Raw genomic sequence first — 13,942 nt, 5'->3', positions numbered from 1 at the left:
GCGCCGCGCCGGGCCGCCCCAAGCAAGCTCGCACCGCAGTGCGAAGCACGAAGGTTTCCGAATGAGCGACGTCATGTCCGACGTGCCCGCATCTGTCCCCGCTTCCGTTCCCGTTCCCACGCATTTCCAGAGCTTCCTGGCCTTCGACTTCGGCGCCAAGCGCACCGGCGTGGCCAGCGGCAACCGGCTGCTGCGTACGGCGACGCCGCAGGCCACGATCAAGGCCGAGGGCGCCGACGCCCGCTTTGCGCAGGTCGAGGCACGCATCAAGGAATGGCAGCCCGACGCGCTGGTGGTCGGCGTGCCCTACCACCCCGATGGCGCCCCGCATGAGAACACCCGCCGCGCGCAGAAGTTCGCGCGCCAGCTGCGCGGCCGTTTCAATCTCCAGGTGTTCGAGGTCGACGAGCGCTACAGCACCACCGAGGCGCTGTCGTCCGGCGCCCGCGATGCCGATGCCGCTTCGGCCTGCATCATCCTGGAGCAATTTCTGAGGAGTCTTCTGTGAGTTCCATTTCCGCCATCCCCGATGCCGAGGCGCTCTACACGACGCTGCTGTCCGGCGTGAAGGCGCTGATGCGCCCCGACACGAAACTGGTGGGCATCACCTCCGGCGGTGCCTGGCTGGTCGAGCGCCTGCAGAAGGACCTGGGCCTGGCCGGCGCGCCCGGCATCATCTCGTCGGCCATGCACCGCGACGACTTCGCGCGCCGCGGCCTCTCGGCCAGTGCGCAGACCGCGCTGCCCTTCGACGTGAACGGCGCCGACGTGCTGCTGCTCGACGACGTGCTCTACACCGGCCGCACCATCCGCGCGGTGCTCAACGAGCTGTTCGACTTCGGCCGCCCCGCCTGCGTGCGGCTCGCCGTGCTGGTCGACCGTGGCGGGCGCGAACTCCCCGTGGCCGCCGACTTCGCCGCCACCACGCTCACGCTGCCCGACACCCAACTGCTCGCCCTCGCACGCGCCGACAACGGCGCCTTCAGCCTCAAGGTGGAGGACAACAAGTAATGCTCTACAAGCGAAATCCGCAGCTCAACAAGAACGGCGAGCTGATCCACCTGCTGTCGATCGAAGGCCTGCCCAAGGACATCGTCACGCACATCCTCGACACGGCCGCCAACTTCACGAGCGTGAGCGACCGCGAGGTGAAGAAGGTGCCGCTTTTGCGCGGCAAGAGCGTGTTCAACCTGTTCTTCGAGAACAGCACCCGCACGCGCACCACCTTCGAGATCGCGGCCAAGCGTTTGAGCGCTGACGTCATCAACCTCGACATCGCGCGCTCCTCGGCCACCAAGGGCGAGTCGTTGCTGGACACCATCGCCAACCTGAGCGCCATGGCCGCCGACCTGTTCGTGGTGCGCCACAGCGAGTCAGGCGCGCCGTACCTGATCGCTCAGCATGTCGCGCCGCACGTGCACGTGGTGAATGCCGGCGACGGCCGCCACGCGCACCCGACGCAGGGACTGCTCGACATGTACACGATCCGCCACTACAAGAAAGACTTCTCGAACCTCACGGTCGCGATCGTCGGCGACGTGCTGCACTCGCGCGTGGCGCGTTCGGACATTCATGCACTCACCACGCTCGGCTGCGCCGAAGTGCGCGTGGTCGGCCCGAAGACGCTGGTGCCCGCCGACATGGCCGGCATGGGCGTGCGCGTGTGCCACACGCTCGAAGAGGGCATCAAGGACTGCGACGTGGTCATCATGCTGCGCCTGCAGAACGAACGCATGAGCGGCGCGCTGCTGCCGTCGTCGCAGGAGTTCTTCAAGACCTTCGGCCTCACGCAGGAGAAGCTGCAGCTGGCCAAGCCCGACGCCATCGTGATGCACCCGGGCCCCATCAATCGCGGCGTGGAGATCGACTCCGCCGTGGTCGACGGCAAGCAGAGTGTGATCCTTCCGCAGGTCACCTTCGGTATCGCGGTCCGCATGGCCGTCATGAGCATCGTCGCAGGTAACGAAGCATAGACATGTTGCTCGCCCCCAGTCTTCGCGCACTTCGTGTCGCTTCGCCAACCCCCTACCGGGGGCAACACCGGTGGCCCGGCGAAGCCGGTTCCACGGTGTTTCCCGAAAAGGCCCTGACTGCCACCGGAAGTACAGACGCATGAACATCCTTATTACCAACGGTCGTGTCATCGACCCCGCATCGGGCACCGACAAGCCAACCGACATCGCCATCGCCGACGGCAAGATCGCCGGCATCGGACGCACACCGTCGGGCTTCAAGGCCGAACGCACCATCGACGCCACGGGCTGCATCGTCACCCCCGGTCTCGTCGACCTGGCCGCGCGTCTGCGCGAGCCCGGCTACGAGCACGAAGGCATGCTCGAAAGCGAAATGGCCGCGGCCATCGCGGGCGGCGTGACCAGCCTCGTGTGCCCGCCCGACACCGACCCCGTGCTCGACGAGCCCGGCCTGGTCGAGATGCTCAAGTTCCGCGCCGAGAAACTGCAGTGCGCGCGCCTGTTCCCGCTCGGCGCGCTCACGCGCGAACTTGCCGGCGGCGTGCTGACCGAGATGGCCGAGCTCACCGAGGCCGGCTGCATCGGCTTCGGCCAGGCCGACGTGCCGCTGGCCGACACGCAGGTGCTGCAGCGTGCGCTGTCGTACGCCAGCACCTTCGGCTACACCGTGTGGCTGCGCCCGCAGGACCGTGACCTCGGCAAGGGCGTCGCCGCCAGCGGCGCGCTCGCCACGCGGCTGGGCCTGGGCGGCGTGCCGGTGGCGGCCGAGACCATTGCCATCTTCACCATCATCGAGCTCATGAAGAGCACTGGCGCGCGCGTGCACCTGTGCCGCATCTCCAGTGCCCGCGGCGTGGCGCTGGTGCGCGAGGCGAAGGCGCAGGGTTTGCCGATCACGTGCGACGTCAGCATCAACTCGCTGCACCTGGCCGACACCGACATCGGCTTCTTCGACAGCCGTGCCCGCCTGAACCCGCCGCTGCGCCAGCAGGGCGACCGCGATGCGCTCTCGGCCGCACTGGCCGACGGCACCATCGACGCGCTGGTGTCCGACCACACGCCGGTCGAGGCCGATGCCAAGACCTTGCCTTTTGCCGAAGCCGAACCCGGCGCCACCGGCCTCGAACTGCTGCTGCCGCTCGCGCTGCAGTGGGGCGAGCGCAGCGGCGCGGGCGTGGCGCGCGCCATCGAGGTGGTCACCTCGGCGCCGGCACGACTGCTGAATGCTGCCGACGCGGCCAGCGGCATCGGCCGCATCGCCGAGGGCGGCGTGGCCGACTTGTGCATCGCCGATCCGTCGCTCGAGTGGCAGGTGCTGCCCGAGGCGCTGCGCAGCCAGGGCAAGCACACGCCGTTCTCCAGCTACCCGCTCCAGGGGCGCGCGCGCCACACGCTGGTCGCCGGCCGCGTCGTTCACGGCTAAAAATGACGCACACCCCCAGGCTTCGCGCACTTCGTGTCGCTGCGCCAACCCCCTTGCAGGGGGCAACACCAGCGGCCCGGCAAAGCCGGTTCCGCGGTGTTCCACGACCTGGCGTTGAGAACTGACAGGACGCACGCGGCATGCTGCACTCGTTGAAGGCCGGCTGGCGCCTGCTGCATGCGGCGTCGCATGCGCTGTCGGGCTGGTGGACGATCCGCTTCACCTTTCCCCGCCTGTCGCAGGAAGAGCGCAACGCGCGCGTGCAGGCGTGGTCCGGGCGCATGCTGCAGATCATGGGCGTCACGCTGCGCGTGCAGGGCGCGCCGCCCGCGCATGGGCCGGCGCTGCTCATCTGCAACCACCTCTCGTGGCTCGACATCACGACCATCCACGCGGCGCAGCATGTGCGCTTCGTGTCGAAGTCGGACGTCAAGAAATGGCCGGTGATCGGTACGCTTTCCACCGGCTCCGGCACGCTGTACATCGAGCGCGAGCGGCGCCGCGATGCCATGCGCGTGGTGCATCATATGACCGAGGCGCTGCGCGGCGGCGACCTGATCGGCGTGTTCCCCGAAGGCACCACGAGCGACGGGCGCGGGCTGCTGCCGTTCCACGCGAACCTGCTGCAGGCCGCGATCTCCTCGGGTGCGCCGGTCATCCCGGCCGCGCTGCGCTTTGCCGATGCCGCCACCGGCGAAACCAGCCAGGCGCCGCGCTACATCGACGACGACAACCTGCTGACCTCGGTGTGGAACACGCTGCGCGCGCCGCCGCTGCTGGCCATCGTGCGCTTCGGCGAGGCGCAGCCCTCGTACAGCCGCGAGCGCCGCAGCTGGGCGCAATCGCTGCACGAAGACGTGCAGCAGCTGCGCCGCGACACGCACTGACACTCCCCAAAAAAAGCGCCCCGGAAGGGGCGCTTGAACGACGCACGCATGCGCCGTGAGGAGGAAGCGGGATTCGTTCGTGGTGACAGCAACGGTGGCGGTGGCCGGTCAGAGGATGCCGAAGACCTTCAGCCCGATGATCACGATCAGCGGAACGCCGCAGAGCCAAAGGATGATGCTTTTCATGACCGGTCTCCGTGAGGTGAACAGGCCTCTACAGTGGCCGCGTCACGGGCCGGCGCATGCGGGACAAGGCAAACCAGGCGCGTGAGCGCCTGCCTACAGGCGGGCCGGTGGCTCAGCCCGCTTCGTCGGTCGGCACGAAGCCCAGGCGGCGCGAGATCTCCAGCGCGCAGGCCTTCAGCGGAACCGCTACGCGGCCGTTCCAGTCGCTGTCGAAGGTGGCCTCGGGGCCCATGGCCGTGATGCCCAGCACCAGGTTGTTGGTGGAGTCGAACACCGGCGCGCAGAAGGCGTCGATGCCCGGGATCGGCTGGCCCAGCGTGCGCGACATGCCATGCAGCCGGGTCTCGACCAGCAATGCTTCGATCTGCGACTTCGACAGCTCGTCGCTGGCACCGCGCCCGTCGGCCGGGCGTGTGCGCGCCAGGTCTTCGAGCATCATCTTTTCCACCACCTTCGGCGGCAGGTAGGCCGCGAACAAACGCCCCGTGGCCGTGTAGGCCAGCGACATCACGGTGCCGGTGCGCAGGTTCACGTGCAGCGGGTGGATCGGCTCTTCCAGCCGCACCACGGTCGGCCCGAAGTTGCCCCAGACCGCGACCGCGATGCTCTGTTCGGTCTCGGAGGCCAGCGCCTCGATGAGCGGCGACGCTTCCTTGATCGGGTCGAGCCGCTGCAGCTTGGCCAGGCCCAGCTGCAGGGCCAGCGGGCCCAGTTCGTAGCGGCCGGTGCCGTCCTGCACCACGAAGCCGACCTTCAGAAAACTCACCAGATAGGGGTGCGCCTTGCCGACCGGCACGCCGGCGGCCTTGCCGAGATCGCGCAGCGCCATGGGCGCCACGTGCCGGCCGAGCGCGACCAGCAATTGCGTTCCGATTTCGACGGATTGAATGCCACGTCTTGGCTTTTCCATGGGGCGCCCGGCGTGGGGGTTGAGAGTGGGAGTGAGTATAGCCATCAGGGTTTCTACTGATATTATCGTGTTCAATCGACGATGACTGATCATCTGATAGTAACTAAACGACTTGACCATATCAATATCGCTGCCTACACTCCGCCGCAACTTAAGTCGTACACACAACACGAGAGCGAACAGAGGCACAGATGGCAGAGATGGAACAGAACACGTGGGAATGCGATGTCCTCGTCGTCGGCAGCGGTGCATCGGGCATGGCCACCGCCGTCACGGCGGCGTCGCAGGGTTTGAAGGTGCTGGTGGTCGAGAAGGAGCCGCGCTTCGGCGGCACCACCGCGCGCTCGGGCGGCTGGCTGTGGATTCCGGGCACGCGCCTGGCCACGGAGCAGGGCATCCACGAACCCGAGGGCGCCGCGCTCGCCTACATGCAGCACGAGACGACCACGCACTTCGACGCCGCGCGCGTCGGTGCCTTCCTCGACATGGGCCCCAAGGCCATCGACTTCTTCACGCGCAACACCTGCGTGCAGTTCGACATGCCGGCCGTGTTCCCCGACTACCACGCCGAAGCGCCCGGCGGCCAGCCCGGCGGCCGCTCGATGGTCACGCGCCCGTTCGACGGCCGCGAACTCGGCAAGCGCATCAAGCACCTGGCGCCGCCGCTGCCCGAGCTGACCGTGTTCGGGATGATGTTGGGCTCGGGTCCCGAGATCAAACACTTCATGCGGGCCTTCAAGTCGCCGACCTCGTTCTGGTACGTGACCAAGCGCCTGACCCGGCACTTCCTGGACGTGGTGCGCCACGGCCGAGGCATGACGCTGACCAACGGCAACGCGCTGGCCGGCCGCCTGGCCAAGGCCGCGATGGACCTGGACATTCCCGTGTGGCTCTCGTCGCCAGTGAAGAAGCTCGTGGTCGAGTACGACGGCGTTGCGGGCGCCGTGGTGCAGCACGAAGGCAAGACGATGCGCATCACCGCCAGGCGCGGCGTGGTGCTGGCCTGCGGCGGCTTCCCGTATGACGTGGAGCGCCGCAAGCAACTCTTCCCGCATGCGCCGACCGGCAAGGAGCACTACTCGCCGTCCCCCTCGACCAACACCGGCGACGGCCTGCGCCTGGCCGAAGCCGTGGGCGGCCGTGTCGACGGCACCATCCCGCATGCCGCGGCCTGGGTGCCGGCCTCGGTCACCACGCGCCCCGACGGCAGCAAGGGCGTCATGCCGCACTTCATCGATCGCGCCAAGCCCGGCGTGATCGCGGTCACGCCCAAGGGCAAGCGCTTCGCCAACGAAGGCAACTCGTACCACGACTTCGTGCAGGCGATGGTCAAGGCCTGCGAAGGCGAGCCCGAGGTCACGGCCTGGCTGCTGTGCGACCACAAGGCGCTGCGCGACTACGGCCTGGGCTGCGTCGCGCCCGCGCCGCTGCCCATCGGCCGCCACCTGAAGACCGGCTACCTCAAGCGCGGTGCCAGCGTGGGCGAACTCGCGAAGGAAATCGGCATCGCGCCCGCCGTGCTCGAAGCCACGGTGAAGGAGTTCAACCAGGGCGCGCGCACCGGCGACGACCCGGCCTTCGGCAAGGGCAGCAAGGCCTACAACCGCTACCAGGGCGACGCCAACGTCACGCCGAACCCGTGCGTCGCGCCGCTGGAGAACGGCCCGTACTACGCGATCAAGCTGGTCATCGGCGACATCGGCACCTTCGCCGGCCTCGTCACCGACGAGAAGACCCGCGTGCTCGACGCCGACCGCCAGCCGATCAAGGGCCTGTTCGCCGTCGGCAACGACGCGGCCAGCGTGATGGGCGGCAACTACCCCGGCGCGGGCATCACGCTCGGCCCGGCGCTGACCTTCGGCTATGTCGCGGGCCTGCAGGTCGCGCAGGCGGAAGCCGCCGTGCCACTGAAGGTCGAGCAACGCGAAGCCGTGCCGCTCAGCCGCCACGCCTGAGCTTCATACATACCTATATAGATAGACAGACAGAAGGAGACTCCGATGGCCTTTCCATCCAACGTCGCACCCCGCCTGCTTGAAGGCCGCCTCGCCTTCATCACCGGCGCGGGCCAGGGCAACGGCCGCGCACTCGCGCTCGGCCTGGCCCAGGCCGGCGCGCGCATCGTCGTCACCGACATGAACGACGCCACCGTGCGCGAGACCGCGCAGCTGGTGCGCGATGCGGGCGGCGAGGCCTGGTCCTTCGTGCTCGACGTGACCGCGCCCGAGGCCTGCCAGGCGTTGGCCGAGCGCGTGGGCCAGGAGATCGGCAAGGTCGACCTGCTGGTCAACAACGCCGGCATCATCATTCGCGAGAACACCAGCAGCCCGAACGCCGCGGCCAACTGGAAGAAGACCATCGACGTGAACGTGCACGGCACCTTCAACACCACGCTGGCCTTCATCCCGGTGCTCAAGGAGACGAAGGGCTCGATCATCAACATCGCGTCCATTGCCGCCTACGCGGGGCAGGCCGCGAGCCTGGGCTACTCGCCGTCGAAAGGCGCGATCAAGATGCTCACGCAGTCGCTGGCGCAGGAACTCGCGCCGGCCGGTGTGCGCGTCAACGCGCTCGCACCCGGCGTGATCGAGACGCCCATGACCGCCGCCACGCGCGAGAACCCGCAGCGCCTCGAGTCGTTCATGACGCGCATTCCCATGGGCCGCGTCGGCCAGACCGAAGACCTCGTCGGCCCGGTGATCTTCCTGGCAAGCGACATGTCGCGCTATGTCACCGGCATCGTGCTGCCGGTGGACGGCGGCTTCCTCGCCGTCTGAGCCGCGTCCCTTTCTTTTCGATTTCCCGTTCCCCGTCCGTCAACCCTTAGGAGACAAAGAATGAAAACGATCCGTCTGTACAAGACCCTGCTCGCGACCGCTGCCTTCGCGGCGTTCTCGGCCGGCGCCTGCGCGCAGGACATCAAGCTGGGCTACAACGGCGACCTCTCGGCCTCGCCCTCGGCGCAGAGCGGCCAGGCCGCGGTGTTGGGCATGGAAGCGGCCATCGCCGACCTGAACGCCGCCGGCGGCGCGCTGGGACGCAAGTTCACGCTGGTCACGCGCGACGACGTCTCGGCGCCGCCGAAGTCGATCCAGAACATGAGCGACCTGGTCGACAACGAGAAGGTCGTGGCGGTGTTCGGCCCTACCAACTCGGGCAACGCGATGGCCTGGAAGCACATCGCCAACCAGAAGAAGATCCCCGTGCTGGGCAACGTGGGTTCGGGCACCGACATCACCAAGCCGATGAGCCCGAACGCCGACAACTACATGTTCCGCGTCTCGATGGTCGACCGCGAGCAGGTCGCCGCGCTCATGGCCTACGTGAAGCGCAACACGGCCGGCTCCAAGGTCGTGGGCCTGATGGCCGAGACCACCGGCTACGGCCAGGGCGGCCTGAAGGACATGGAAGAGATCGCCAAGCTGCAGGACATCAAGATCGCGGCCACCGAGCGCTTCGGCGTCGGCGACACCGACATGACCTCGCAACTGAGCAAGATGAAGGCCGCCAATGTCGACACCGTCGTGGTGTGGGCGCAGGGCACGCCGATCGCGCAGCTGGTGCGCAGCATGGAGAAGATCAACTACTTCCCGCTGACGCTGACTTCGTGGGCGGCCGACAACATCACCTTCTACGACGCGGCCGGCAAGGCACTGGCCGAGAAGCCGATCTTCATGCGCACCGTGAGCGAGACGCGCACGCCCGCGCAGCAGAAGCTCTTCGACCGCATCGGCAGCAAGCTGAAGGCGCCGGGCTCGTTCTCGTTCGCGCTGCACGGCTATGACTCGGTGCTGCTGCTGGCCCAGGCCATGAAGCAGGCCAACAGCACCGACGGCGCCGCCGTGCGTGCCGCGCTCGAAGACCTGAAGACGCCGGTGCAAGGCGTGCTCAAGACCTACGAGAAGCCTTTCAGCAAGACCAACCACGAAGCCCTGACGGCCAAGGACCTGGTCTGGATCCGCTGGAAGGACGGCAAGCTGCTGCCCTACAGCGACGCGCTGATCGGCGCGCTCAAGCCGGCCGACTTCAAGCAATAAACGTCAGAGAAAAAAGGAAGCGAGGCTGACCCGCCCACGCGGCGGTGCGGCCCTGCTTCGCAACGGAGATACACACCATGGTTGAAGCGCTCCTGCAGGCGCTCATCAGCGGGCTCGCCGTCGGCGGTGCCTATGCGCTGGTGGCGCTCGGATTCAGCATCACGTTCACGACGACCAAGACGCTGAACTTCTCGCACGGCGAGTTCGTCTCGGCCGGCGCGTTCATCGGCATGAGCGCACTGTTCCTCGTGCTGGGCAAGCCGCTCAGTTCCACCACTTTCGGCGACGCGGTGCCGGGCGCGGGCGCGCAGCTGTTCGCGCTGGTCGCCGCGCTCGGCGTGATGGGCCTGCTGGGCTGGTTGCTCTACGTGCTGGGCGTGCGTCCCTTTGCGGGCCGCCCGGGCATGGCCTGGGTCATGAGCACGCTGGGCTTCGGCGTGATCCTGCAGAGCGTGGGCCTGGCCATCTGGGGACCCAAGCCCGTGGTGGTGCCCGCGCCGGTGGGCGACACCGTGATCCGCATGTTCGGCGTGGGCGTTCGCCCGCAGGAACTGCTCACGCTGGGCGTGGCCGTGGTCGTGATGTTCGGCTTCGACCGCGTGATGAACCGCACCATGATCGGCAAGGCCATGCGCGCCGTCGCGCAAAACGGCAACGTCGCCAGCCTCATGGGCATCAACACCAACGCGATGATGATCGGCGCCTTCGTCGTCAGCTCGGCGCTGGCGGGGCTGTCGGGCTTCCTGCTCGCGCCCATCGCGCAGGCCTCGCTCTTCATGGGGCTGACCGTGGGTCTCAAGGGCTTCTCGGGCGCCATGATCGGCGGGCTGAGCAACCCGCGCGGCTGCGTCATCGGCGGCTTCCTGCTGGGCGTGCTCGAGTCGATGGTGAATCTCTGGCAGGCGCAGTGGCGCGAGGTCGCGGTGTTCGCGCTCGTGATCCTGGTGCTGGCCTTCCGGCCCACGGGCCTCTTTGGTCGCTCGACGGTGGAGAAGGTATGAAGCGCCTCGCTCATCCCGCCGCCGTGGTGCTGGTGGCGGCCGTTCTGTGCGGGCTTGTCTCGCTGTCCGGCAACGACTACTACCTGCGCATCGCCTTCATGATGTGCGTCTACTACCTGTGCGCCGCCGGCATGAACGTGCTGGTCGGCTACGCGGGACAGAAATCGCTGGGCCAGGCCGGCCTGTTCGCTGCCGGCGCCTACGCCGTCGCGCTCATCACCTCGCGCACCGAGCTGAGCCCCTGGCTCGCGCTGGTGATCGCGGCCGTCATCTCCGGCGTGTGCGGCGTGCTCATTGCGCTGCCCTCGCTGCGCGTGAAGGGGCCGTACCTCGCCATGGTCACGCTGGCCTTCGGCATCGTGGTCGAGAAGCTCGTGGGCGAATGGACCGACGTGTTCGGCGGCGCGCAGGGCATCTACGGCATCCGCCCGCTCACCTGGAACGACCAGCCGCTGAGCAGCGTGCAATGGGTGATCCTGGGCATCGTGCTCAGCGCCGCGCTGCACCTGTTGCTGCGCAACCTGCTGCAGGGCCGCTTCGGCCGCGCGCTGCTGTCGCTGCAGGCGGACGAGATCGCCTCGTCGTCGGTGGGCGTGCGCGTGTACCGGGCCAAGGTCATGGCCTTCGTGGTCGCGGCCGTCACCTGCGGCATCGCGGGCGCGCTCGTGGCGCAGCAGAACCAGTACATCAACTCCGACTTCATCACCTTCCACCTGTCGATCTTCATCCTGCTGCTGGTGCTGTTCGGCGGCGCGGGCTCGATGTACGGCCCCATCGTGGGCGCGGTGCTGCTCACGGCCACCGACGCGCTGCTGGCGCGCTGGCCCTCGGCGCAGCACTTCCTGTACGGCTTCCTGCTGCTGTTCGCGCTGTACGTCATGCCGGGCGGCGTGGTGGGCCTGTTCAACAAGTGGTTCATGAAGGCGCGCCATCGCGGAGAAGGCCCGGGCGGCAACGGCGTGCCGGGCCAGATCGGCCCCGGCGGCGAAGGTGAGCTGCTGGTGGTGCAGGGCGTGACCAAGTCGTACGGCGGCGTGAAGCCCGCGCAGGACGTGTCGTTCCGCCTGCAGCGCGGCCACATCCATGCGCTCATCGGCCCGAACGGCGCCGGCAAGAGCACCATGATCAACATGCTCACCGGCGTGGTCGAACCCGATGCGGGCGTGATCCGCTTCCTGGGCCGCAACATCGTGGGCCAGCCGGCGCACACCATCTGCTGCCTGGGCATGGGCCGCACCTTCCAGAACCTGCGCCTGTTCGCCGATCTCTCGGTGCTCGACAACGTGATGCTCGGACGGCACAGCCGCATGAGCAACGGCTTCCTGTCGTCGCTCGTGGCCTGGCCCACGGCCGGCAAGCAGGAGCGCGCCACGCGCGACCGTGCGCTGCAGTTGCTCGACCTCGTGGGCCTGGGCCATCTGGCGCACTGGCCCGCGGGCAGCCTGCCCTACGGCCTGCAGCGCCGCGTGGAACTGGCACGTGCGCTGGCCACCGAGCCGCAGCTGCTGCTGCTCGACGAGCCGGCCGCCGGCCTCAATCCGCAGGAGACCGCCGAACTCGGCGAGCTGCTGGTGCGCATCGGCAAGTGCGGCGTCTCGATCCTGATGGTGGAACACCACATGGACCTCGTGATGTCGATCTCCGACCATGTGATCGTGCTCGACTACGGCGTGAAGATCGCCGAAGGCAAGCCCGCCGAGGTGCAGTCGAACCCGCGCGTGGTCGAGGCCTACCTGGGCGTGGACGACGAAGAAGAAGCGCACACGGTGCACACGGCGCAGGCCGTGCCCGCCTGAGCCAGAGGACCGAAACCATCATGTTGAAAATCGAATCGGTGAAGGTCTCGTACGGCGCCATCGAGGCCGTGAAGGGCGTGAGCCTGGAAGTGCGCGCGGGCGAGGTCGTCACCATCATCGGCGCCAACGGCGCCGGCAAGAGCACGCTGCTCAAGAGCATCGTCGGGCTGGAGCCCGTGGCCGAAGGCCGCGTGCTCATCGACGGCAAGGACTGCACGCACGTGCCCTCGCACCAGCGCGTGGGCCTGGGCGTGGCGCTGTCGCCCGAGGGCCGCGGCGTGTTCCCCGACCAGACGGTGCGCGAGAACCTGATGCTCGGCGCCTACTCGCGCCGTGGCGACAAGGCCTTCGTGGAACGCGCCATCGAACGCGAGTTCGCGCGCTTTCCGCGCCTGAAGGAGCGCGAGCACCAGCTCTCGGGCACGCTGTCGGGCGGCGAGCAGCAGATGCTCGCGATTGCCCGTGCGCTCATGAGCGAGCCGCGCCTGCTGTTGCTGGACGAGCCCTCGCTCGGCCTGGCGCCGCTCATCATCAAGGACATCTTCGACGCCATCCGCCAGCTGCGCAGCTCGGGTCTCACGATCCTGCTGGTGGAACAGATGGCCAAGCAGGCGCTCGGCGTGGCCGACCGCGCCTACGTGCTCGAAACCGGCTGCATCACGCTCGAAGGCTCCGGGCGCGAGCTGCTCGACAACCCCAAGGTGAAGTCCGCGTACCTCGGTACGCACTGACCCCAACCCCTCATTTCAAAGGACCACTCATGACCACCAAGAAATTCGCCAGCCACGCCGACCTCGAGGAAAAGAAGGTCTCGTTCACCCGCCTCTCGGAGAACGCCTGGGCCTACACCGCCGAAGGCGACCCCAACACCGGCGTCTTCATCGGCGACGAGGCCGTGATGGTGGTCGACACCCAGGCCACGCCCGCGATGGCGCAGGACGTGATCCGCCGCATCCGCGAAGTCACGCCGCTGCCGATCAAGTACGTGCTGCTGAGCCACTACCACGCGGTGCGCGTGCTGGGCGCGTCGGCGTACTTCAAGGAAGGCGCCGAACAGATCCTGGCCAGCCGCGACACCTACGACCTGATCGTCGAGCGCGGCGAGCAGGACAAGGCCAGCGAGATCGGCCGCTTCCCGCGCCTGTTCCGCAATGTCGAGTCGGTGCCGCCGGGCCTGACCTGGCCCACCATGACCTTCGACGGCACCATGAGCGTGTGGCTGGGCAAGAAGCTCGAAGTGAAGATCGCGCAAGTGGGCCGCGGCCACACCAAGGGCGACACCATCGCGTACCTCGAAGACCAGAAGATCTGCTTCGCGGGCGACCTCGTCGAATACCAGAGCACCGCCTACGCCGGCGACTGCTACTTCCGCGACTGGCCCACCACGCTGGACCGCCTCGCGGGCTTCGGCTTCGAGAAGCTGGTGCCGGGCCGTGGCGCCGCGCTGGAGAACGCCGCCGACGTGCGCAAGGCCATTGCCTCCACGCGCGCCTTCATCTCCGACGTCTACACGCTGGTGAACAACGGCGTGGCCGAAGGCAAGTCGCTCAACGTGATCTACAAGGAAACCGTGGCCGCGCTGCGCCCGACCTACGGCCACTGGGTGATCTTCGACCACTGCATGCCCTTCGACGTGACGCGTGCCTACGACGAAGCGACGGGCCACGTGCATCCGCGCATCTGGACCGCAGAGCGCGACATCGAGATGTGGAACGCCCTCGAAAACTAA

12 protein-coding genes and 1 pseudogene are annotated in these 13,942 nt (G+C 67.9%); 12 read left to right on the top strand and 1 reads right to left on the bottom strand.

Annotated features, from left to right (window positions below):
* The first annotated feature begins 61 nt into the window (after positions 1–61).
* The 5 genes from ruvX to D3H34_RS04865 all read left to right on the top strand — a co-directional run bounded on the left by ruvX (position 62) and on the right by D3H34_RS04865 (position 4,283).
* The gene (ruvX, locus tag D3H34_RS04890; RefSeq protein ID WP_119552317.1) at positions 62–508 is read left to right on the top strand and encodes a Holliday junction resolvase RuvX; all 447 of its coding nucleotides are present in this window, start codon (positions 62–64) and stop codon (positions 506–508) included.
* A 5-nt stretch (positions 509–513) separates the two neighbouring features.
* Positions 514–1,011, top strand: coding sequence for a bifunctional pyr operon transcriptional regulator/uracil phosphoribosyltransferase PyrR (pyrR, locus tag D3H34_RS04885; protein ID WP_119552504.1), 498 nt, complete (start codon positions 514–516; stop codon positions 1,009–1,011).
* Positions 1,011–1,973: an aspartate carbamoyltransferase catalytic subunit gene (locus D3H34_RS04880; RefSeq protein WP_056577783.1), complete on the top strand. Its 963-nt coding sequence runs from the start codon at positions 1,011–1,013 to the stop codon at positions 1,971–1,973. Before pyrR ends, D3H34_RS04880 begins: the two co-directional genes overlap by 1 nt.
* 139 nt (positions 1,974–2,112) lie before the next feature.
* Positions 2,113–3,396, top strand: coding sequence for a dihydroorotase (locus D3H34_RS04875; RefSeq protein WP_119552316.1), 1,284 nt, complete (start codon positions 2,113–2,115; stop codon positions 3,394–3,396).
* 140 nt (positions 3,397–3,536) lie between these two features.
* A complete protein-coding gene (locus D3H34_RS04865; RefSeq protein WP_119552315.1) occupies positions 3,537–4,283 on the top strand; it encodes a lysophospholipid acyltransferase family protein in 747 nt (248 codons plus the stop codon).
* 298 nt (positions 4,284–4,581) lie between these two features.
* Here D3H34_RS04865 and D3H34_RS04860 read toward each other — a convergent pair whose 3' ends face one another.
* Positions 4,582–5,379, bottom strand: coding sequence for an IclR family transcriptional regulator (locus tag D3H34_RS04860; protein ID WP_119552314.1), 798 nt, complete (start codon positions 5,377–5,379; stop codon positions 4,582–4,584).
* A 161-nt stretch (positions 5,380–5,540) separates the two neighbouring features.
* On the opposite strand from D3H34_RS04860, the pseudogene D3H34_RS04855 reads away from it, so the two are divergent.
* From D3H34_RS04855 to D3H34_RS04825, 7 genes and pseudogenes are all read left to right on the top strand, one after another.
* Positions 5,541–7,334, top strand: a pseudogene (locus tag D3H34_RS04855) (FAD-dependent oxidoreductase); the annotation flags it as partial.
* 45 nt (positions 7,335–7,379) lie between these two features.
* On the top strand, positions 7,380–8,156 hold the full coding sequence (locus D3H34_RS04850) for an SDR family NAD(P)-dependent oxidoreductase (protein WP_119552312.1): 777 nt from the start codon (positions 7,380–7,382) through the stop codon (positions 8,154–8,156).
* Positions 8,157–8,216: 60 nt separating this feature from the next.
* On the top strand, positions 8,217–9,416 hold the full coding sequence (locus D3H34_RS04845) for an ABC transporter substrate-binding protein (RefSeq protein ID WP_119552311.1): 1,200 nt from the start codon (positions 8,217–8,219) through the stop codon (positions 9,414–9,416).
* A gap of 77 nt (positions 9,417–9,493) precedes the next feature.
* Complete coding sequence (locus D3H34_RS04840) at positions 9,494–10,417, top strand: branched-chain amino acid ABC transporter permease (protein ID WP_119552310.1); 924 nt, start codon at positions 9,494–9,496, stop codon at positions 10,415–10,417.
* Positions 10,414–12,213, top strand: a complete 1,800-nt coding sequence (locus D3H34_RS04835) for a branched-chain amino acid ABC transporter ATP-binding protein/permease (RefSeq protein WP_119552309.1) — start codon at positions 10,414–10,416, stop codon at positions 12,211–12,213. The genes D3H34_RS04840 and D3H34_RS04835 overlap by 4 nt, the downstream gene beginning before the upstream one ends.
* Before the next feature lie 20 nt (positions 12,214–12,233).
* Positions 12,234–12,944 carry an ABC transporter ATP-binding protein gene (locus D3H34_RS04830; protein WP_119552308.1) on the top strand — a complete coding sequence of 237 codons (711 nt, stop codon included), beginning with the start codon at positions 12,234–12,236 and terminating at the stop codon, positions 12,942–12,944.
* A 29-nt stretch (positions 12,945–12,973) separates the two neighbouring features.
* Positions 12,974–13,942 (top strand): MBL fold metallo-hydrolase, encoded by a 969-nt coding sequence (locus tag D3H34_RS04825; protein ID WP_119552307.1) that lies wholly within the window; start codon positions 12,974–12,976, stop codon positions 13,940–13,942.

The sequence above is a fragment of the Acidovorax cavernicola genome (genome assembly GCF_003581445.1).
The sequence above is the reverse complement of the archived record's forward strand: the minus strand, read 5'-3'. Positions and strand labels throughout refer to the sequence as shown.